This is a genomic window from Sphingomonas sp. (assembly GCF_017304615.1).
Classification (GTDB): Bacteria; Pseudomonadota; Alphaproteobacteria; order Sphingomonadales; family Sphingomonadaceae; genus Sphingomonas.
On sequence record NZ_JAFKLZ010000002.1, the window covers coordinates 645,584 to 663,545 of the forward strand.

Consider the following 17,962-nt stretch of genomic DNA (forward strand, 5'->3'; position numbering starts at 1 on the left):
AGGGTCTTTCGATTAGGCCACGCGGGCCTTGAGCATGTCGAGCGCGACGTCGATGATCATGTCTTCCTGGCCACCGACCATCTTGCGACGGCCGAGTTCCACCAGGATCTCGCGGGTATCGAGACCATATTCGAGAGCCGCTTTTTCGGCATGACGCAGGAAGCTGGAATAGACCCCCGCATATCCCAGCGTCAGGGTTTCGCGGTCGACCCGAACCGGCCGATCCTGGAGCGGGCGGACCAGTTCCTCTGCGGCATCCATCAGCTTCATCACGTCGCAGCCGTGTTGCCATCCCTTACGATCGATCGCAGCGATGAACACTTCCAAGGGCGCGTTGCCGGCACCAGCGCCCATCCCGGCCAGGCTGGCGTCGATCCGCACTGCGCCTTCCTGGGCAGCGACGATCGAATTGGCGACGCCCAACCCGAGATTGTGGTGCGCGTGCATCCCGCGCTCGGTCTCCGGCTTGAGCACGCGATCATAGGCGCGGAGCCGGTCGGCCACCCCGTCCATGTCCAGCGCACCGCCGGAATCGGTGACATATACGCAGTGCGCGCCGCAGCTTTCCATCACCAGCGCCTGCTGCGCGAGCGCCTCGGCATCGATCATGTGGCTCATCATCAGAAAGCCCGACACGTCCATGCCGAGGTCGCGCGCGATCCGCATATGCTGCCGGGCGACGTCCGCCTCCGTGCAATGCGTCGCCACCCGCACCGAGCGGACGCCGAGTTCGTAGGCCCGCCGCAGTTCGTCCACCGTCGCGATGCCGGGCAGGATCAGCGTGGTCAGCACGGCACGCTCCACCACGTCGGCGACCGCTGCGATCCATTCCCAATCGGTCTGCGCGCCGAACCCATAGTTCAGGGAAGCGCCCGAAAGACCGTCGCCATGCGCAATCTCGATCGCATCGACCCCCGCTTCGTCGAGCGCCCGGCCGATCGCGCGGACATGATCGAGCGTGTACATGTGGCGGACGGCGTGCATGCCGTCGCGCAGCGTCACGTCCTGGATATAGAGCCGCCGATCGGGATCGCGGGTCATGCCGCTGCCGCCCGAAGCTTGCGCGCGGCGATTGCGTCGCCGGTGGCCTGGGCCGATGCGGTCATGATGTCGAGATTGCCCGAATAGCTGGGCAGGTAGTCGCCCGCGCCCTCCACCTCCAGATAGATCGCCGTCTTCAGGCCCACGAAATCCTCCTGTCCTGGGATGACGAGCGGCCGGTTCGCGCCGTACCGTTCGAACTGCACTTCTTGTTTCAGGCGATAGCCGGGGACGTAACGCTGTACCGCCGCCACCATCGTCGCGACCGAAGTGCGCACCGCATCCTCGTTCGCCATGTCCGACAGCGTGAACACAGTGTCGCGCATGATCATCGGGGGCTCTGCGGGATTCAAGATGATGATCGCCTTGCCGCGCTCGGCCCCGCCGACGACCTCGATGGCGCGCGCGGTCGTGCGCGTGAATTCGTCGATGTTGGCGCGCGTTCCCGGCCCCGCCGAGCGCGACGACACGGACGCGACGATTTCGGCATAGCGGACCCGCGCGACCCGGCTGACCGCGGCGACCATCGGGATCGTCGCCTGACCGCCGCAGGTCACCATGTTGACGTTGGGTGCGTCCTGGTGCTCGTCGATATTGACCGTCGGCACCGTGAACGGGCCGATTGCGGCCGGCGTCAGGTCGATCACCTGCTTGCCGTCACGGCGCAGCACGGCGTCGTGATCGCGGTGCGCATAGGCGGAGGTCGCATCGAACACGATCCCGATGTCCGGATAGGCGTCCATCACCACCAGTCCGTCGATCCCGTCGTGCGTGGTCGCCACGCCGCGCTCCCTTGCCATCGCAAGCCCTTCGGAACCGGCGTCGATGCCCACCATCGCGACCAGTTCCATATTTCCCGGCCGTTTCAGCATCTTGATCATCAGGTCGGTGCCGATGTTGCCCGAGCCGATGATGGCCGCCTTGATCCTGCTCACTCGCTCTCTCCCGTTGGCTGCTGGCCCGCCGCAAGGGCTGCGAGCGTCTTGCGGCAGATCTTGTTGGCAGGGGTCTTGGGAATCATATTCATCAGCGTCACCGAACGCGGACGCTTGTACGCGACCAGTTGGGCGGCGCAGTAGTCCGCGAGGGCGGTGGGGCTGGCCGTTGCCCCGTCGCGCAGCCGCGCGAAGGCCACGGGCACCTCGCCCTTGCGCGCGTCGGGCGTCCCCACCACGGCCGCTTCGGCAACAGCGGGATGGCGCGCCAGCACTTCCTCTATCTCGCGCGGGTAGACGTTGAAGCCACCGACGATCAGCATGTCCTTGGTCCGGTCGACCAGCCGGAGATAGCCGTCGGCGTCGAACACGCCGACATCCCCGGTGTACAGCCAGCCATCCGCCCGCCCCGCGCCCTGCCCGCGATAGGCGTGGACGACGCGCGATCCACGGATGCGGATCTCGCCCAGTTCGCCCGTCGGCACCGTGCGCTCCGGATCGTCGAGCGCCGCGATCGAAACCTCGAGCCCTGGCAGCGGCCGCCCGACGGTGCCGAACCTGTGGGTGCCGTCGGTCGGGTTGGCGCAGATTGGCCCGCCTTCGGTCATGCCGAAGGCTTCGAGGATCGGAACCCCAGTTCGCGCATACCAGGTGGTCAGCGTCTCCATCAGGAACGGCGATCCGCCGCCGGGACAGATGCGCAGCGACGACAGGTCGGTGCGATCGATTCCCGCTGCGGCAAGGAGGCCGACATAGATCGCGGCAGGCCCGCCGCTGAACACCGTCACCCGGTGCCGTTCCAGCGCGGCAAGGACCAGGTCGGGCTGGTAGCGGGATATGATCACGACGGGGCTGCGGCAATAGACAGGATTGAGGCACCCCATCAGCGAACCCCAGACGTGGAACACCGGCGCGACATTCAGCCATACCTCTTGGTCGATGCGGGTCGGCCACGCCTGATGCATCCCGTGGACTATCTCGACCAGGGTGCCGTGGGGGCGATCGACGCCCTTCGGCACGCCGGTGGTGCCGCCGGTGAAAAGCAAGGTGGCCAGATCGCCGCGGTCGATCCTCACCGCCGGCCTCGTGGCGGCCTGCGCCACCAGCGCCGGTGTTGACAGGTCACCTTCGCCGACCGCCAGCACGTGGTCAATGCGGTGCGCAGCGGCGAGCCCGCGCGCCGCCCGCGCGCCGTCGGCCCCGGCAATGATGACCTTGGGCCGGGCGATGTCGATGAGCGGCGCCAGTTCATCCGCGCCATAGCCAGGATTGAGCAGCGCGACCTGCGCGCCGGCGGCCAGCGCCGCGTAGATCGCGACGTTCGCCTCGATCGAATTTGGCACCAGGATCGCGACCCTCTCACGCGACACGCCGATCGCAGCCAGCCGCGCCGCCAGCGCGGCGACGGCAGCACCGTAGTCGCGGTAACTCAGCGTCCGTTCGCCTTCGATCAGGGCGATGTGACCGCCCGCGACGTCGACCGCATCCCAGAACATGTCGACAACCGTCCCGAAATCGGCGCGACCGAATACTTCGTCGTGATTCGGCTGCGACTGCTCCGCATCAGGATCCATCACACCGCTCATAAGAATGTGTTGATATTCTTTGCCTGCAATACCGTCTGCTGCAGGCGTATTAGCCGACGTGCGAGCTTCAATTCACCCGATTCGCCCCGGCGGACGAGGTCCTGGCGGCGAGCTGTCAGCGTTTGCTGTTCTGCCTCGTTACGATGGCGCAGATTGTGGACGAGAGAATGAACCACCCATTCATTCGGTTTATCCGTCCGCTCGACCTCGACGTTACCCACCATATGGAAATGTCGCGTTGGCGGATCCTCGGCCCAGGCGGTGGTCTGCTTGGCGCGATCGACCCTCTTGGTGAGATAATCCAGGTCATCATCGAAAAACGCCATTCGCGTCCGGCTGATCACGTCTCCCTTGTCGGCGCGATAGCGGGCCTGAATCCCAGGCATCCAGTAATGGATGTCGGGCGCCATCATCGTCAGCCACTCGTCATAGCGCTCCTCGTCGAGCAGCCGCGCCTCGCGATAGAGGAACTGCTCGATCTCGAACGCCAGGTCGCGGTCGACGCGGGCGGTACCCGCATTGCCTTCGATGCCGCTCATCGTGCCGGCACGTCCGACCAGCGGGGTGCGGTCATAAGGTCACTCCAGCGCTGATAGAAAGCGCGGTGATTGGCCTCGTTCACCTGGTTGCGGTGCACATGCCCCTTCAGTTCGGGGTGGTCGACCTCCGATCCGAGGCCAAGGCCGGTATGCAGCTTGCGACGGCGCGTGACCACGCCCGCGTTCGACGCGGTGCAATGCTCGAAATTCTCCCCGTCATCCATCTCGAAGATCCCCGCCGGCGAGAACGTTAGCATGACGCCACGCCGGTATTTTTCCTTTAGGCTGTCCGGCGCGCTGCGGTTGAGAAACACCCAGGTGTGAAGCTCGGTCTCGGCCGGGCCCTTCGGGTTCCAGGTGCGAAAGGTGTTGTGCCCGGCAAGGAAGGACAGATTGGGGAACACCGTCGCGGAACTGAGCGAGCCGACCATCCGGCTCCGCATCTTGCCCAGACGTTCGGCGAACCTGGCTTCGTTCTCGCGCAGATAGTCGACGATCTCAGGCTCGCACAGGGTCGCCGCGTTGCCGATGAAGTCGAGCCCGAATTCCCAGCCGTGCCCGTTGGCGTTGACCTGGAACGATCGATCCGGCTTCATGGTCGGCACGCCGCCGAACAGCGCTTGCAATGCCGAGCTGTGCGTCCAGGTCGCATGATACGCGTCACCGACGAAATTTTCCGCCGGGAACTTCCAGTTGCATTTCAGCCGCGACTTGATGTTGCCGTCAACGAATTCGATCCCGCCGTCGTCGTTGTCGAGCAGCACGTCGAGATACCAGCGGAAGTCGCCGAGATAGTCCGCGAGCGAGGGCGCCTCCGGGTCGAAGCACGCGAAGTGCATGCCGCCATGGCTCTCGACCCGCGCCTTGTGCAGCCCGAGCTTGCTGCGGTCGAAGGTGGGGTTGTCCTTGTAAAGTTCCTCGGCCGTCACCCCGGACAGCGACCCGTCCAGCGCATAGGACCAGCCATGGAAGTTGCAGGTGAACCGTCGCGCGCTGCCTGCCTCGGCGAAGCACACGCGGTTGCCGCGGTGGCTGCACGAATTGATGAAGGCATGCACCCGGCGGTCGCGGGCCCGCGCGACGATGACGGCGTCCTCACCCACATAGGTCGTGACGAAATCGCCGACCTCCGGGATCTGGCTGTCATGCGCCACGAAGATCCAGCAGCGCGCGAAGATACGTTCCATCTCCAGCGCATAGACCTGGGAATCCCAGAAGATCCGCCGATCGATCCAGCCCTGTTCGCCGTCGACCATCGCCCGTATCGTCGCGGCATCGAGCGGTGCGGAATCCGGGGCCGGCGCCCGGTCGCGCGGCAGCTCCGCCGGCGTAATGCCCTGCCCTAGCGGCGTGGTCATGCCGCCGGTCTCATCTGAGCGAAACCCAGGCCGGTCACTGCACCCTCCCACGCGTCATAGGCGATCACCTCGCCCGAGCCGCCGGGCATCGCGCCCATCACGGCCAGGAAATGCCGTATCTCCATCGCGCCATTGCCTCCTTCGCGCAGGATTTCCTCGTCGGTCAGAGCGAGCAGCGAGTCCGCGTCGCCCGCGACTATGGCATCGAGCACCATTCGATCGAACGCCGGGTTGGTACGTCCCATCTCGCCCGTGCCGACCCAGTGGCTGATGCCGCCGCTACCCAGCACCACGACGCGCTCTTCGTCGTTCGCGGCCTCGACCGCAGCCTTCACCATCGCGCCGAATGCGTGCGCGCGGCGCAGCCGCAGGTAGGGCGCGACGCCGCTTGCCATATAAACCGCCACCGTCTTCACCGAGCCGTCCTCCGGCAGGCAGAGGTGAGCCGGCGCCCCGATGGCGTGATCCACGCCGAGCGACCGCGCGACCGCCAGATCGAACCCGACATCCTGGGCATGATCGAAGATGTACCCGGCAAGCGCGGCATTGTGCGGGATCGGACGGCCGGGCAGTCCCGGCAGTTGGTCCACAGGCCCACTGAGCTCACCCAGGCAGATCAGGATCTGCGGGAGGCATTTCGGGGTGAACAGGATGTAATGATCGGCGCCGACGATCACTGCGGAGGTCGCCCCGAGCGCAACGATACGGCGCCGGATTTCGGCGTACGCGTCCATCAGGTGGCTGTTGTCCAGCTTTTTGGGATTAATAAAGACCGTCGGATCGTGCGGCATCATGAAGCCGCCGACTATCTTGCCCATCATTACTCTCCCGTGCCGAGCGTCGATGCAAGGGTCGGCATCTTGCGCAGATAGTCAGCCATCGACGCGGGCCCATGAAAACTCATATAGAATCCCATCAGGAGCATTGGGTTCAGGCCGCGCCGGAAGAGTTCGGCTACGTCCATATCGCGGATCAGTGTCTTCTCCCCTTCGCTCAGGGCATAGCGCGCGAGGAAGGCCTCGGGTTCAGCGGCGTAGCCTTTGCGTACCCGGCCCGAATTACCAAGGTCGAATACACATTGCTCGACAGCGTTGAGGCTCATCGCGGCGACTCCGTTGCTGCAAGGAACATGAAGACCTGCGCCAGAAATTCCTCCTCGCGCTCCAACTGCACCCAGTGGCCGCACTGGCCGAACACATGCAGCTGCGAATTGGCAATGTGGCGATGTGCCCGGACCGCGACGTCGAGCGGGATCATGCGATCCTCTCGACCGTGCAGAACCAGCGTCGGCACATCGATGGCTTCCAGTTGATCGAGCGGAACGCCGCGTACGGTCGCCGGTTTGCCCTCCGTCGGCCGAGGTTGAAGTTCGCGTATGGTCTCGAGCCCGGCATTATGCCGCGCTACCGCGTAACGCGCAGCGACCATTTCGTCGGTAACGATCGCGGGGTCGAACGGGAAACGGCGCATCATTGCGCCCATATTTTCCAAGCTGGGCTCGAAAGCGTAACTGTCCGCCAGGCCCCCGGTTTGCTCGAACTCGCCTGCGGGCGTCCCCATGAGCACCAAAGCGCGGACACGATCCGCATGGCGCGCCATCATGGCCAGCGACAGGGCGCCGCCGAAGCTGTTGCCAACCAGCGTCGCCTCCTCGATCTCGAGCGCATCAAGGATGCCAACGAGGTGCGCTAGCCATAGCTTGATGCCAGGCTTCTCACCCTCGGGCTTGGGGCTGAAGCCGAAACCTACAATGTCGGGAGCTATGACACGATAGCGCTCCGCCAGTCGGGGAATGATTCGCTGCCAGTTCTGCCAGGCCGTCACACCCGGCCCGGAGCCGTGCAGCAACAAGACCGCGCGGCCGGCGCCTGCTTCGTGATAGTTGGTGGTCACGCCACCAATTGTAATGGTGCGGCCGAAGTCGGGAAGTACCATGGCAACGCCTCTCCATACTTTATGGTATTGTGCCTAGCATCGCCAAATTTCCAAGTCAAATCTGACTGACAGGGTTTCATTCGCATTGTCGGAGATTGCCACAGACAGTACCAATGCGTATGTTGATCGGCAGGAGGATGCGCATGGGGTGGCTTGAAGGACGGGTGGTGATCGTCACCGGTGCCGCGTCTGGCATCGGTCGAGCGGTCGCTGTGCGATTTGTGGCCGAGGGAGCGCGCGTAGTCGCTGTTGACCGCGCCGAGAGAGGGCTCGCGACGCTGCGGGCAGAGCTCGGTTCGGCCTGCACGTCGGTGGCGGGCGACGCCTCGCTTCCGGACGCCAACGCTCGCGCCGTAGCCGCCGCAATCACCAGCTTCGGGCGCCTCGACACCGTCATCTCGAACGTCGGAGTATTCGATTGGCACAAGCGGCTCGACCGTCTTTCGCCCGAGGACTGCATGGCCGCGCACGACGAGATGTTCGCAATTAACGTGCGGTCGCACGCGTTGATGGCTCGCGAAGCCTACCCGCATTTGAAGGAGGTCCGAGGCAGCCTTGTGATGACCTGCTCCACGGCCAGTTTCCGCGGCGGCGGCGGCGGGGCGCTGTATACCGCGAGCAAGTTCGCGGTGCGCGGCCTCGTCTACCAGCTCGCTCATGAATGGGCGCCCGACGTGCGGGTCAACGGCGTGGCACCGGGCGGCACCGTGACCGGTTTGTCGGGGATCGATTCGTTGGGCAGCGCCGGACGCCGGCTGGAAGATGACGATCGCATCGTCGCGGCAGTTGGAGCGGCCACCCCACTGGGATTCGCGGCCGCCCCGGAGGACCATACCGGCGCCTACGTGCTGCTCGCATCGGCGGATAACTCGCGCGGCATGACCGGCACCGTCATCGTCAGCGATGGCGGGTTGCTGGCGAGGATCTGACAGGAGGAAGAATGACCGAGGATGCTGTCCACCGTGCCGCGCTGGAGTTGCGCGAGGCCTATCACACAGGCGCAATCGACCCAGTCGCCGACCGGCTGGTGCCCAACGACCGCCTGATTGCCTATCAAATCCAGGAGATCAACACAGCGCACTGGATCGCTGAAGGCCGACAATTGGTCGGCCGCAAGATCGGCCTTACCTCGCCTGCGGTCCAGGCCCAGCTCGGGGTTGGCGAGCCCGATTTCGGCATGCTGTTCGCCGACATGGCGGTCGCGCCCGGCGGCGCCTTCGCGGCGGCGAGCGTTTCGCAGCCGCGCGCGGAGGGTGAGTTGGCCTTCGGCATCCGCCGCGCGCTGACCGATCCCGCGGTCGACGAAGCCGCGGTGAGCGATGCGGTCGAGTGGATGGCGCCCGCGATCGAGATCGTCGGCAGCCGCGTCCGAGACTGGCAGATCAGGATCGCCGATACCGTGGCCGACAACGCATCCTCCGCGCGCTACGCCATCGGCGACGACCGCCGTCCGTTCGACCGCGCCGTGATCGACGCCCTCACGATGGAACTCTTCGAGGACGCCGTGCGGGTGTCACATGGTCCGGCAACCGCCTGCTTGGGCAGCCCGGTGACGGCGCTGGCATGGCTGGCGCGCAAGATGGTCGAGGTCGGCCGTCCCCTTGCCGCCGGCGACATCGTGCTGTCGGGGGCGTTCGGACCTCTGGCGCCGATGACGGCCGGCCGCCATTACCGGCTCGCCATGTCCGGTTTCGCCGACCTCGTCGTCGACTGCGCCGATTAATCGCTCTGCCGGCTGCCTCCAAAACGCGCAATATCAGAATCCCTCGCACATCGCTCCATATTCCTGGAATGCCGCTCATCGGAATCTGGAGGGTTCTGTGAGGTCGCGCGGCGGTGAGCGACGATCTTGGCGCGGTGCGCGACCTCACAGAACCCTTGTATGGGGATTTGTTTGTCAAGCCATCACGCGGCTGCCACTTTCCTGCTTTTTTGCGTTGCCGATCCCGACGAGTCGATAGCCCCGCCTGATTTGAGAGGATCCGAGGGGAGCCCACCATCGCGCGCACCACATGCGCCGCGGCCTTGTATTCGGTGGGATCGTGCTGGATCCCGACCATGAAGCATCCATTCGCTTCGGCGGCAAGGCTCCGAGGCGGCGGGCCCATTCTCCAGACGGGCATCGGAGCCAGGTTTCTGTTCGGGTCACCACCACCTCGGATCATCGACGGCCGGTCAGAAAAACGACCGTACGTCGACCTGCTTGTTTGGTTTCCTCGCAGACCTGCTCAGGCCGGCTGTCGCAGCGTGACGCCAACCGGGATTTCGCCGATCGTGACCACGCGCCACAACGCGATGAGCAGCTTGCGGGCGAGCGCTACGATCATCTTCGTTTTGCGCGTACCGCTCGGGCCCTCCGTTCGCGCCCGGTACCATTGGGCGAGCGCGCTGTCGTTCTGGAACCGCAGGAAGCGCCATGCGAGCTGGATCAGCCCGCGGCGTACGCGGGCGTTGCCTGTCTTCGCCAATCCCTTCTCGCGTCGCTTGGAGCCACTTTCGTCAGGCGCGCCGGTGAGCCCCGCATAGCGGGCCACCGCCCGTCGGTCGCGCAGGTTGCGGGATAGCACCTCCTGCACCAGCATGTCGGCGGTCTCGACGCCGATGCCAACGACGCTGACGATCAGACGCACCATCGCATGTGGCCCCGTCGCGGGGGCCTGTTCCAGACGCGCGAGGCGTGCCTCCTCGATCACCTTGATCTGCTCGCGGATCATGGTGAGTCGAGCCATATCGCGCCGCAGTTCGTCAATCGTGTTCGGTGGCAGCGGTACACCGTCCGGTGTCCGCAGCGCGTCAGGCGCTCCACCGCTTTGCGCAATTTGGGATTGAAGCCGCGGATCCCGAGCCACGCCAGGATCGCCTTGATGCGGTTGATGATCCGCGTGCGCTCGACCACCAGACTTTCCCGCTCACGGCTCGGGCGCCTGGCATCTTCTTCCTCGAGTGTCGGGATCACGACCATCCCACAATGCCCGCGCTCGCCGCGCAACCAGCCCAGGAAAACGCGCGTCAGCATCGCCGTCTCCAACCGGTCGGTCTTCGCACGGCGATGCTCGCGCGACACCGCAACGCTGGTCGAATGGATGACATGCACCTCGATGTCGCGTGCCCGCAGCCACCGCGCCAGCCAGAACCCGTCGCGTCCCGCCCCAAAGGCCAGCGCGACCCGCTTGATCGTCCTGCCCGCCTTCACCGCCTCGTCGCGCCAACGTTCCACGAGACGCAGCAGCGCGGCTGGATCCGGTTCCAACTTCTTCAGGGGCTGGCGGTCGAGACGGGGAACCTGTCCCGCCACCAGCCAGCTCGATGCACTCATTTCGACAACGACCGTCACGCTGCTATTCTGCTCAAACGAGACAAGCGAACGGCTCAAATCGTTAACCTTGGTCATGGGGCACCTTATCTGTCGCTTCTATCGAACGACGATGGTGCCATACCGCCGCCGCTCGCCCCATAGCTTCTCCAGATTCCGACGTCGGCGCGATCGCGGTTCCGATCCGCAGCGATGGGCGGGTCCTGGGCGCCATCAATATCATCTTCTTTCGGCGCGTCGTGGCGCCCGGAGAAATCGCCGAGCGGCATTTGGCGGATCTACTGTCCTGCGCCGCCGCGATCGAAGCGCGCTTCGTCTCCGATGCACCGGACGACCGGTGCAGGCCGCCGGCGCCTCAACTACAGCGGCCCCGACTTTAAGAACGGCGATGTCCGGCGGCCGATCATTCGGCCGCCTGGAGTTCCTCGATCGGTACGAGGAACGCGGCGAGCCGGCTGTCGCGCTCGGCGAGGGCGCCGGGCACCGACCGGTCCTTGATATGGCCATAGCCGCGGATCTTGTCCGGATAACGGGCCAGCGCCACCGCCGCGTCGTACTTCACGGGGTCGAGATGGGTCGCGATGCTGTCGAGCACCGCCTCATAATCGCGAACCAACTGGCGTTCCATCCGCCGTTCGGCGGTACGGCCGAACGGGTCGAACGCGGTTCCACGCAGCCGCTTCGCCCGCGCCAGCAGGCCGAAGGCGGCCAGCATCCACGGCCCGAACTCTCGCTTTCGCGGCAACCCCGTCAACGGATCCTTGCGCGCGAACAATGGCGGCGCGAGATGGACGGACACGCGGTAATCGCCGGTGAACTGCTCGCCCAGCTTCGCGCGGAATTCACCGGACGTATAGAGCCGGGCGACCTCATATTCGTCCTTGTATGCCATCAGCTTGAACAGGTTTCGCGCCACCGCGTCGCTGAGCTCGGTGCGGCCTGGCGCCACCCTGGCCTCTGCCGCGGCGATCGCCGCGATCTTCCGACCAAAACGCGCGGCATAGGCCGCATTCTGATAGTCGGCGAGAAGAGCAGCTCGCCGCTCGATCGCGTCGCCGGTATCCGTCGACAGCCGGAGCGATCCCTCTGCAACCGCGGCAACTTGGTCACCGAGCTGCGCCTCGATGGCGCCGGGCTCGACCACGGCCAGCCGGCCCAGCGCGAAGGCGCGCAGGTTGAAGTCGACCGCGACGCCGTTTAGCGTGATCGCGCGTTCCACCGCCGCCAGCGATACCGGCAGCAGGCCACGCTGCAGCGCGACCCCGACGACGAACATGTTCGCGCCGATGGCGTCTCCCATCAGGCGGGCCGCGACCCGCGTGGCGTCGACGAACGCGGAATCCGCGGCCAGCACTTCGCGCAACCGTCGCAGCGTCTGCGCGCCGGCAAAGTCTATGCCGGTGTCGATCGTGAAGGCCGCCGTGGGAGTAAGATTTTCGTTAATGACGCCGCGCGTGTGCCCAGGCTGAACCAGCGCCATCGCCTCGGCCCCGCCCGCGGTGATCATGTCGCAACCGAGCAGCAACTCCGCGCCGGCGATCGGAATGCGCGCCGCCGCGATGGCGTCATCGCTCGGCGCGATCCGCAGATGGCTGAACACCGCCCCGTTCTTCTGCGACAAGCCGGTCACGTCGATGATGCTTGCGGACTTGCCGTCGAGATGCGCCGCCATCCCCAGCACGGCGCCGATGGTGACGACGCCGGTGCCGCCGATCCCCGCGATCAGAATCGCGAGCGCGCCTTCGACGGGCGGCGGCGGGGCGGGCAGCGGCGGAATCGCAGCCGCCGGGGCGGCGGCTGCACGCCCCTTCAGGTTGCCGCCGCTGACCGTCACGAAGGACGGGCAGAACCCGTTGATGCAGCTGAAATCCTTGTTGCAGTTCGACTGGTCGATCTGACGCTTGCGGCCGAATTCGGTTTCGAGGGGCTGTACGCTGACACAGTTCGACTTGACCGAACAGTCGCCGCATCCCTCGCACACCAGGTCGTTGACGAAGATCCGCTTTGCCGGGTCGGGGAAGGTCCCCTTCTTTCTGCGACGGCGCTTCTCCGCCGCGCACACCTGATCATAGATCAGCACGGTCACGCCGTCGATCGTGGCGAGGTCGCGCTGCACGGCGTCCAGCTCCTCGCGCGGGCGGATCGCGACGCCGTCCGGGAAACGCACTGTGGAGGGATATTTGTCGGGATCGTCGGCGACGACCACGACCTTGCGCACCCCCTCCTGCAACAGCTCGGACGCGATCTGCCACGGCGTCATTTGCCCCTCGACGGGCTGGCCGCCCGTCATCGCCACCGCATCGTTGAACAACAGCTTGTAGGTGATGCCGATACCCGCCGACACCGCGGCCCGGACAGCCAGCGAACCGGAGTGATGGTAGGTCCCGTCGCCCAGATTCTGGAAAATATGCCGGGTGTCCGTGAACGGGGCGACGCCGATCCAATTGGCCCCCTCGCCCCCCATCTGCACCGGCCAGACGTGCTTGCGATGCGGCATCATCGCCGCCATCACGTGGCAGCCGATCCCGGACAGCGCGACCGATCCGTCGGGCACGACGGTCGACGTGTTGTGCGGACACCCGGAACAGAAGAACGGCATGCGGTTGAACGGCGTCAACGCCGCGCTTCCCGCCGCGAGCCTAGCCTCAATCTCCGCGCGGCGCGCCCGCAGCGGCTCGTCGACAAGGCCGAGCGCCTCGAGCTGGCCGAACAGGACCGCGCCGATCTCGGTGGGGCCGAGTTCCCCGTTCTGAGGAAGCAACGGGCGGCCGGTCGCGTCGGCCTTTCCGGTCAGCACCGGGCGCTCGCCGGCATCGAGGTGATACAGCAGCGAGGCGACTTGCGGTTCGATGAACGCGCGCTTCTCCTCCACCACCAGCACTTGGCGATGCCCGCGCGCGAAGGCCCTGGTCACGTCCGGCTCGACGGGCCAGGTCATCGCCAGCTTCAGCACGCGGATGCCGAGCGCGCGGCAGCGCGCGTCGTTCAGGCCGAGCTGATTCAGCGCCTCGATCACATCGAGCGCGGCCTTCCCGGCGGTGACAATGGCGAGCGTCCGGCGATCACCGTCCCGCAGCAGCCGGTCGAGCCGGTTCGCGCGAATGAACGCCTGTGCCGCCGGCAGTCGGAAATCGGTCGTCCGGCGTTCCATCGACAATTGCGATTCGCCCTGGAAGATGTTGAGGCCCTCGGCGGGCATCTCCACTTCGGGGCAGAGCCAGCGGCGCAGCGGATCGCCCAGCGACGCGGTCGCGGTCGCGTCGGCGGTGTCGTTGATGCACTTGAAGCCGGCCCACAGCCCCGAAAATCGCGACAGCGCGATCCCGAACGCCCCAAATTCCAGGAATTCGGCAACCGATGCGGGATAAAGCACCGGGATCAGCGAGGCGACGAGCGCCTGTTCGGACTGGTGCGCGGTCGTCGACGACTTGGCCGAATGGTCGTCCCCGGCCAGGACCAGCACCCCGCCAAGCGCGGCAGTCCCCGCGAGATTGCCGTGCTTGAGCGCATCGCCGGCCCGGTCGACCCCGGGCCCCTTGCCGTACCAGGCGGCGAACACGCCGTCATGGCGCGCGCCGGGAAAGAAGCCGAGTTGCTGGGAACCATAGACGGCGGTCGCGGCCAGTTCCTCGTTTACGCCCGGCTGGAAGACGATCCCCCCGTCCTTCAGCGCGCCCCGCGCCGCCCAGAGGGCAGTGTCGAGCGAGCCCAGCGGCGAGCCGCGATAGCCCGAGACAAAGCCGCCGGTGTTGAGTCCCTGAGCCGCATCCGATCGCCGCTGGGACAGGAGTACGCGGGTCAGCGCCTGCGTGCCGGACAGGAACACGCGCCCCTGATCCAGCATGTATTTGTCGCTCAGCGCCACTTCGTATGACATGCTATCCCTCTCATACCGGATTCCCGCGTACCATGCGGTCAAGTATGGAGCAAGGGCTCGCCGGCTGTCGATGCTGCACGGCGGGAATTGTCGCCCTCCCACGAAAACCGAATGCAAGACTCCACCGAGCCGCTTGATCAGGGCATCGGTGGCGGTGGCCTGCGCCATTCAGCGCGCCCCGTCCGCAGGAGCCAGGGCGGAGCGGCTGCGGATGGACAGACTGCGGAACTTGGTCGACCTGCGGGGACGATCCATCGGCGATACTGTGTCCTTCCCATGACGGACCTCGCCGCTGAGGGGATACCGAGCGTGGCGCCAGGTCGGGCGCTCGCGCGGTCGAAGCCGTCCATGCGGCGCCGTCTGAAGCGCATCCGCTTTCCGGTCCATTGATGGAACTGGAAGGCGCGAGGTCGCATGCGTCGATCCGCCCGATGAGTGCGGCCTCGTCCGCCTCCCGCACCAGGCCGGTTGCGCTCGACAGTCCCGGGACCGCCGAGACGCCGAACAGATCGCCGAGCGCGCTCCTCTCGACTCACCATGGAAGGTCGTTGAGGAAATCGGCGAGTTCCGTAACTTCAGGACCCTCCATCGAGCGAGCGCGATCGGGTACCCGGCTGCTCGCCCTTCACGATGCCCGCCAGCTCGGCTTCTTCCGCAGCATGGCGCCTCTCGCCGAGCGCCGCGCGTTCCTCCACCACCTGTCGCCGGCCCGGAAGAAGCGCTGGGTGGTCTACGCCAAGATGGTGTATCGCGGCGGCTGCATTTCGCCTCTTTGATGATGAGATTGCAGCCTCTTCACATACGATGTCTGGATCGGGGTCGCCCTGAGGGTGCGCACGAAGGCTTCTGCCATACCGTTTGACTGCGGAGAGCTGACCGGCGTTGTCCGCGGCACCAGGCCGATGGCGCGGGCGAAGCGGCGGGTATCACCAGCGACGTAGGGGCTGCCATTGTCGGTGAGCCATTCGATCGGCTCTGCTAGGCGGTTCACCGGGCCGAAGCGGTGTTCGACGGTGGCCACCATCAGATCACGGATGGTCGTATGCTCAGTCATATGCCTCACTCTTATCTAAGAGCGAGACCCTGTCAGGTCATTTTGGGGGCCAGCTCATCGACAAGGCTGACAGGCGAACAGCTTGGGAGTTCCTCGAGCACCTGCTGAAAGCCGTACCCTACCGCATCCACACCATTCTGACGGACAATGGCATTCAGTTCGCCGAGCAGCCCCGTAACCGAAACACCGCCTGTGACCTGCTCCCCGTTTTCAGGCCGCTGGTAAGTTAGCTTCGGTGTCCTCATGCCCATGGCGGGGGCGGTTGGTAAACTCGGCGGGTGCCATGCCGCCAAGGCTGCTGTGCGGACGCACGGTGTTGTAGTCCGTCCGCCATGCCTCGATGATCCGTCTCGCCGCAGCCAGCGAGGGGAACAGGTGCTCGTTCAGGCATTCGTCGCGCAAGCGACCATTGAACGATTCAACAAAGCCGTTCTGCTGCGGCTTGCCAGGAGCGATGTAATGCCACTCCACGCCGGTGTCCTGGCACCAGGCGAGGACAGCATGGCTGGTCAGCTCAGTGCCATTGTCGCTGACCACCATGCACGGCAGCCCGCGCCGCTCGGCAATGGCGGTCAGCTCGCGCACGACACGCCGGCCTGACAACGAGGTATCGACGATGCACGCCAGGCATTCCCGGCTGTAATCGTCGATGACGTTGAGCAAGCGGAACCGCCGGCCGCAGGCCAATGCATCCGACACGAAGTCGAGGCTCCAACGCTGGTTGGGTTCCTGCGGGATCGCCATCGGTGCCCGTGTGCCCAACGCTCGCTTACACCTACCTGCCCCGGCTTAAGAACCAGGCTGTGCTGGTGAAGACAGTGCAGGCCGCCATTACGGGAATGCTGTCAGGGCCGTTTGGCTATGCGGAGCGGTGCGACGACAAGACCGACACCTATCTGGGCCTGGCGATCGAGCGCGCCACCAACGCCGCCGTTGTGATCGACAGCGACAGTGTCATCATCAAACCTGACATCGCTGAAGCGCATCGTCCGGCGCCGGTGCAGCTCGGCCCGCCCCCCGTTGCAGGCGCTCCCGCCAGTCCAGACGGTGTGCCCCCGGCCGCTGGTCCTGCGGATGGAACGCCGGATGCCCCGGCACCGGAGCGTAAGCCGACCCGGTTTTTCGGGACCGTCATGATCTCGGCCGAGCGACCGGCGCGCGAAATCCATCAGATCGTTGAAACGATCGTGGAGCAACTCACGACGATCCCGGGCAGCGAAGTGACGCTGAAGCTGGAGATTGATGCGGAGGTGCCGGGAGGCCTCGATAGGGCAAAAGTCCGCACACTGTTGGAGAATTGCACAACGCTCGGTTTTATTGACAAAATTGTTAGTTAGAGATGTTACACAAAGATGTAGTCAACTAGTCATTCTAATGACTTTGCGGTTCGATTACATCTACGCGTGTCTCGTTTGCCAATTTCGGGTTTCGACTACAGGGGCAATCAGGTGCGAAAGCTGCTGCAACCAGCATGCCTCATTTGAAATGCGTTCCTCGTCGCCTTCGATCCACCAAGCGCGACGTTCGGGCGACCAGCGATAACCGGCGGCCTTGAGAGCATCCTTGCACTCGAACGGTGCACGGTTTGCATAGAGCCGCTCGCTCGGTCGACGCGCCGTCTCGACCATGTGAGCTGCGATCGCCCGGCCATCGGGCGCGGTGAATGCGAGCAGGCACGTCGTCGCCCAGACGTCGGCGGCAGCACGATGCGCGTCGGGGAGGAAGAATCCAGCGCCGGTAAGCAATGCGCCGATGCTTCGTCCGCCACTCCAGCCCAGTGACGACCAATCCACCTCGCTCATCGAGCAAATCCAGGGCAGGTCGGCGAGCGCCGGGAACCGCTTGGTCGTGAACGCCCGATCGAACCTGGCATTGTGGGCTACGGTGGCCGTGACGCCCGTCATCGCCTTCATGATTGCCGCATCCGGAAACCACTTGCCGATGAGCATGTCGGACGTGATGTGGGTCAGCCGTTCGATCTCGATCGATAAATCCTCGGCCGGATCTTCAAGCCATGATTTTGGCGGCGTGACGTCGATTACGTCGCCATGATCCGCATCGATCGTTAACGTCCCCACCGCGAACTCGATCATCTTGTGTCGCTCGGAATCGAGTCCGGTCGTCTCGCAATCGACGATCGCGAGCTTGATGACGTTGTCTGACGACGGCATTGATCGGCACCACATTTCGTCGGGGCGCGGCAGGCGGCGGAGCACACGATAGTCGTCAAGTTGTTCGATCCGGCGCGCCATGCGCTCGCCACGGCGGTTGGGATTGAGATGATAGAAGGACATGATGCTGTTCCCTGGATACGCGAACGCCCG

General features: G+C 65.3%; 15 protein-coding genes and 4 pseudogenes. 5 read left to right on the forward strand and 14 right to left on the reverse strand.

Annotated features, from left to right (window positions below):
- Positions 1-12 precede the first annotated feature (12 nt).
- From dmpG to J0J06_RS11390, 8 genes are read right to left on the reverse strand one after another with little or no spacing between them, the layout of a single operon-like run.
- A complete protein-coding gene (gene dmpG, locus J0J06_RS11355) occupies positions 13-1,041 on the reverse strand; it encodes a 4-hydroxy-2-oxovalerate aldolase (protein ID WP_294041991.1) in 1,029 nt (342 codons plus the stop codon).
- On the reverse strand, positions 1,038-1,976 hold the full coding sequence (locus J0J06_RS11360) for an acetaldehyde dehydrogenase (acetylating) (RefSeq protein ID WP_294041993.1): 939 nt from the start codon (positions 1,974-1,976) through the stop codon (positions 1,038-1,040). Before J0J06_RS11360 ends, dmpG begins: the two co-directional genes overlap by 4 nt.
- Positions 1,973-3,562 carry an AMP-binding protein gene (locus J0J06_RS11365; RefSeq protein WP_294041995.1) on the reverse strand — a complete coding sequence of 530 codons (1,590 nt, stop codon included), beginning with the start codon at positions 3,560-3,562 and terminating at the stop codon, positions 1,973-1,975. Before J0J06_RS11365 ends, J0J06_RS11360 begins: the two co-directional genes overlap by 4 nt.
- On the reverse strand, positions 3,559-4,101 hold the full coding sequence (locus tag J0J06_RS11370) for a 3-phenylpropionate/cinnamic acid dioxygenase subunit beta (protein WP_294041997.1): 543 nt from the start codon (positions 4,099-4,101) through the stop codon (positions 3,559-3,561). Before J0J06_RS11370 ends, J0J06_RS11365 begins: the two co-directional genes overlap by 4 nt.
- Entirely contained in the window at positions 4,098-5,459 is a 1,362-nt protein-coding gene (locus J0J06_RS11375) for an SRPBCC family protein (protein WP_294041999.1), read from the reverse strand. The genes J0J06_RS11370 and J0J06_RS11375 overlap by 4 nt, the downstream gene beginning before the upstream one ends.
- Positions 5,456-6,280 carry a protocatechuate 3,4-dioxygenase gene (locus tag J0J06_RS11380; protein WP_294042000.1) on the reverse strand — a complete coding sequence of 275 codons (825 nt, stop codon included), beginning with the start codon at positions 6,278-6,280 and terminating at the stop codon, positions 5,456-5,458. Before J0J06_RS11380 ends, J0J06_RS11375 begins: the two co-directional genes overlap by 4 nt.
- Positions 6,280-6,561, reverse strand: coding sequence for a hypothetical protein (locus J0J06_RS11385; protein WP_294042002.1), 282 nt, complete (start codon positions 6,559-6,561; stop codon positions 6,280-6,282). Before J0J06_RS11385 ends, J0J06_RS11380 begins: the two co-directional genes overlap by 1 nt.
- Entirely contained in the window at positions 6,558-7,394 is an 837-nt protein-coding gene (locus J0J06_RS11390) for an alpha/beta hydrolase (protein ID WP_294042004.1), read from the reverse strand. Before J0J06_RS11390 ends, J0J06_RS11385 begins: the two co-directional genes overlap by 4 nt.
- A 113-nt stretch (positions 7,395-7,507) precedes the next feature.
- On the opposite strand from J0J06_RS11390, the gene J0J06_RS11395 reads away from it, so the two are divergent.
- Both J0J06_RS11395 and J0J06_RS11400 read left to right on the forward strand, forming a co-directional pair.
- Positions 7,508-8,323: an SDR family NAD(P)-dependent oxidoreductase gene (locus J0J06_RS11395; protein WP_294042006.1), complete on the forward strand. Its 816-nt coding sequence runs from the start codon at positions 7,508-7,510 to the stop codon at positions 8,321-8,323.
- Positions 8,324-8,334: 11 nt separating this feature from the next.
- Positions 8,335-9,117: a fumarylacetoacetate hydrolase family protein gene (locus J0J06_RS11400; RefSeq protein ID WP_294042008.1), complete on the forward strand. Its 783-nt coding sequence runs from the start codon at positions 8,335-8,337 to the stop codon at positions 9,115-9,117.
- Positions 9,118-9,622: 505 nt separating this feature from the next.
- Here the strand turns inward: J0J06_RS11400 and J0J06_RS11405 are convergent.
- From J0J06_RS11405 to J0J06_RS11415, 3 genes are all read right to left on the reverse strand, one after another.
- Positions 9,623-10,108 carry a transposase gene (locus J0J06_RS11405; protein ID WP_294042011.1) on the reverse strand — a complete coding sequence of 162 codons (486 nt, stop codon included), beginning with the start codon at positions 10,106-10,108 and terminating at the stop codon, positions 9,623-9,625.
- Positions 10,105-10,785 (reverse strand): transposase, encoded by a 681-nt coding sequence (locus tag J0J06_RS11410; protein ID WP_294042013.1) that lies wholly within the window; start codon positions 10,783-10,785, stop codon positions 10,105-10,107. The genes J0J06_RS11405 and J0J06_RS11410 overlap by 4 nt, the downstream gene beginning before the upstream one ends.
- A gap of 325 nt (positions 10,786-11,110) precedes the next feature.
- The gene (locus J0J06_RS11415; RefSeq protein WP_294042015.1) at positions 11,111-14,584 is read right to left on the reverse strand and encodes an indolepyruvate ferredoxin oxidoreductase family protein; all 3,474 of its coding nucleotides are present in this window, start codon (positions 14,582-14,584) and stop codon (positions 11,111-11,113) included.
- A gap of 608 nt (positions 14,585-15,192) precedes the next feature.
- Here J0J06_RS11415 and J0J06_RS11420 point away from each other — a divergent pair.
- Positions 15,193-15,324 (forward strand): annotated as a pseudogene (locus tag J0J06_RS11420) (IS91 family transposase); the annotation flags it as partial.
- An 83-nt stretch (positions 15,325-15,407) separates the two neighbouring features.
- Here J0J06_RS11420 and J0J06_RS11425 read toward each other — a convergent pair.
- Positions 15,408-15,620, reverse strand: a pseudogene (locus tag J0J06_RS11425) (IS3 family transposase); the annotation flags it as partial.
- Positions 15,621-15,688: 68 nt separating this feature from the next.
- Between J0J06_RS11425 and J0J06_RS11430 the strand changes: the two are divergent.
- Positions 15,689-15,799 (forward strand): annotated as a pseudogene (locus J0J06_RS11430) (IS481 family transposase); the annotation flags it as partial.
- 49 nt (positions 15,800-15,848) lie between these two features.
- On the opposite strand, the pseudogene J0J06_RS11435 reads toward J0J06_RS11430, so the two are convergent.
- A pseudogene (locus J0J06_RS11435) lies at positions 15,849-16,409 on the reverse strand (IS3 family transposase); the annotation flags it as partial.
- A 38-nt stretch (positions 16,410-16,447) separates the two neighbouring features.
- Between J0J06_RS11435 and J0J06_RS11440 the strand changes: the two are divergent.
- Positions 16,448-16,975: a hypothetical protein gene (locus J0J06_RS11440; protein ID WP_294042017.1), complete on the forward strand. Its 528-nt coding sequence runs from the start codon at positions 16,448-16,450 to the stop codon at positions 16,973-16,975.
- A gap of 60 nt (positions 16,976-17,035) precedes the next feature.
- Here the strand turns inward: J0J06_RS11440 and J0J06_RS11445 are convergent, their stop codons facing one another.
- Positions 17,036-17,932, reverse strand: a complete 897-nt coding sequence (locus J0J06_RS11445; RefSeq protein WP_294042019.1) for a 3'-5' exonuclease — start codon at positions 17,930-17,932, stop codon at positions 17,036-17,038.
- Positions 17,933-17,962: the final 30 nt, after the last annotated feature.

Coding starts and splice junctions, on each gene's coding strand:
- dmpG (WP_294041991.1), bottom strand. CDS start 1,041: ATGACCCGCGATCCCGATCGGCGGCTCTATATCCAGGACGTGACGCTG.
- J0J06_RS11395 (WP_294042006.1), top strand. CDS start 7,508: ATGCGTATGTTGATCGGCAGGAGGATGCGCATGGGGTGGCTTGAAGGA.
- J0J06_RS11400 (WP_294042008.1), top strand. CDS start 8,335: ATGACCGAGGATGCTGTCCACCGTGCCGCGCTGGAGTTGCGCGAGGCC.
- J0J06_RS11390 (WP_294042004.1), bottom strand. CDS start 7,394: ATGGTACTTCCCGACTTCGGCCGCACCATTACAATTGGTGGCGTGACC.
- J0J06_RS11365 (WP_294041995.1), bottom strand. CDS start 3,562: ATGAGCGGTGTGATGGATCCTGATGCGGAGCAGTCGCAGCCGAATCAC.
- J0J06_RS11370 (WP_294041997.1), bottom strand. CDS start 4,101: ATGAGCGGCATCGAAGGCAATGCGGGTACCGCCCGCGTCGACCGCGAC.
- J0J06_RS11410 (WP_294042013.1), bottom strand. CDS start 10,785: ATGACCAAGGTTAACGATTTGAGCCGTTCGCTTGTCTCGTTTGAGCAG.
- J0J06_RS11405 (WP_294042011.1), bottom strand. CDS start 10,108: ATGATCCGCGAGCAGATCAAGGTGATCGAGGAGGCACGCCTCGCGCGT.
- J0J06_RS11445 (WP_294042019.1), bottom strand. CDS start 17,932: ATGTCCTTCTATCATCTCAATCCCAACCGCCGTGGCGAGCGCATGGCG.
- J0J06_RS11415 (WP_294042015.1), bottom strand. CDS start 14,584: ATGTCATACGAAGTGGCGCTGAGCGACAAATACATGCTGGATCAGGGG.
- J0J06_RS11380 (WP_294042000.1), bottom strand. CDS start 6,280: ATGATGGGCAAGATAGTCGGCGGCTTCATGATGCCGCACGATCCGACG.
- J0J06_RS11385 (WP_294042002.1), bottom strand. CDS start 6,561: ATGAGCCTCAACGCTGTCGAGCAATGTGTATTCGACCTTGGTAATTCG.
- J0J06_RS11375 (WP_294041999.1), bottom strand. CDS start 5,459: ATGACCACGCCGCTAGGGCAGGGCATTACGCCGGCGGAGCTGCCGCGC.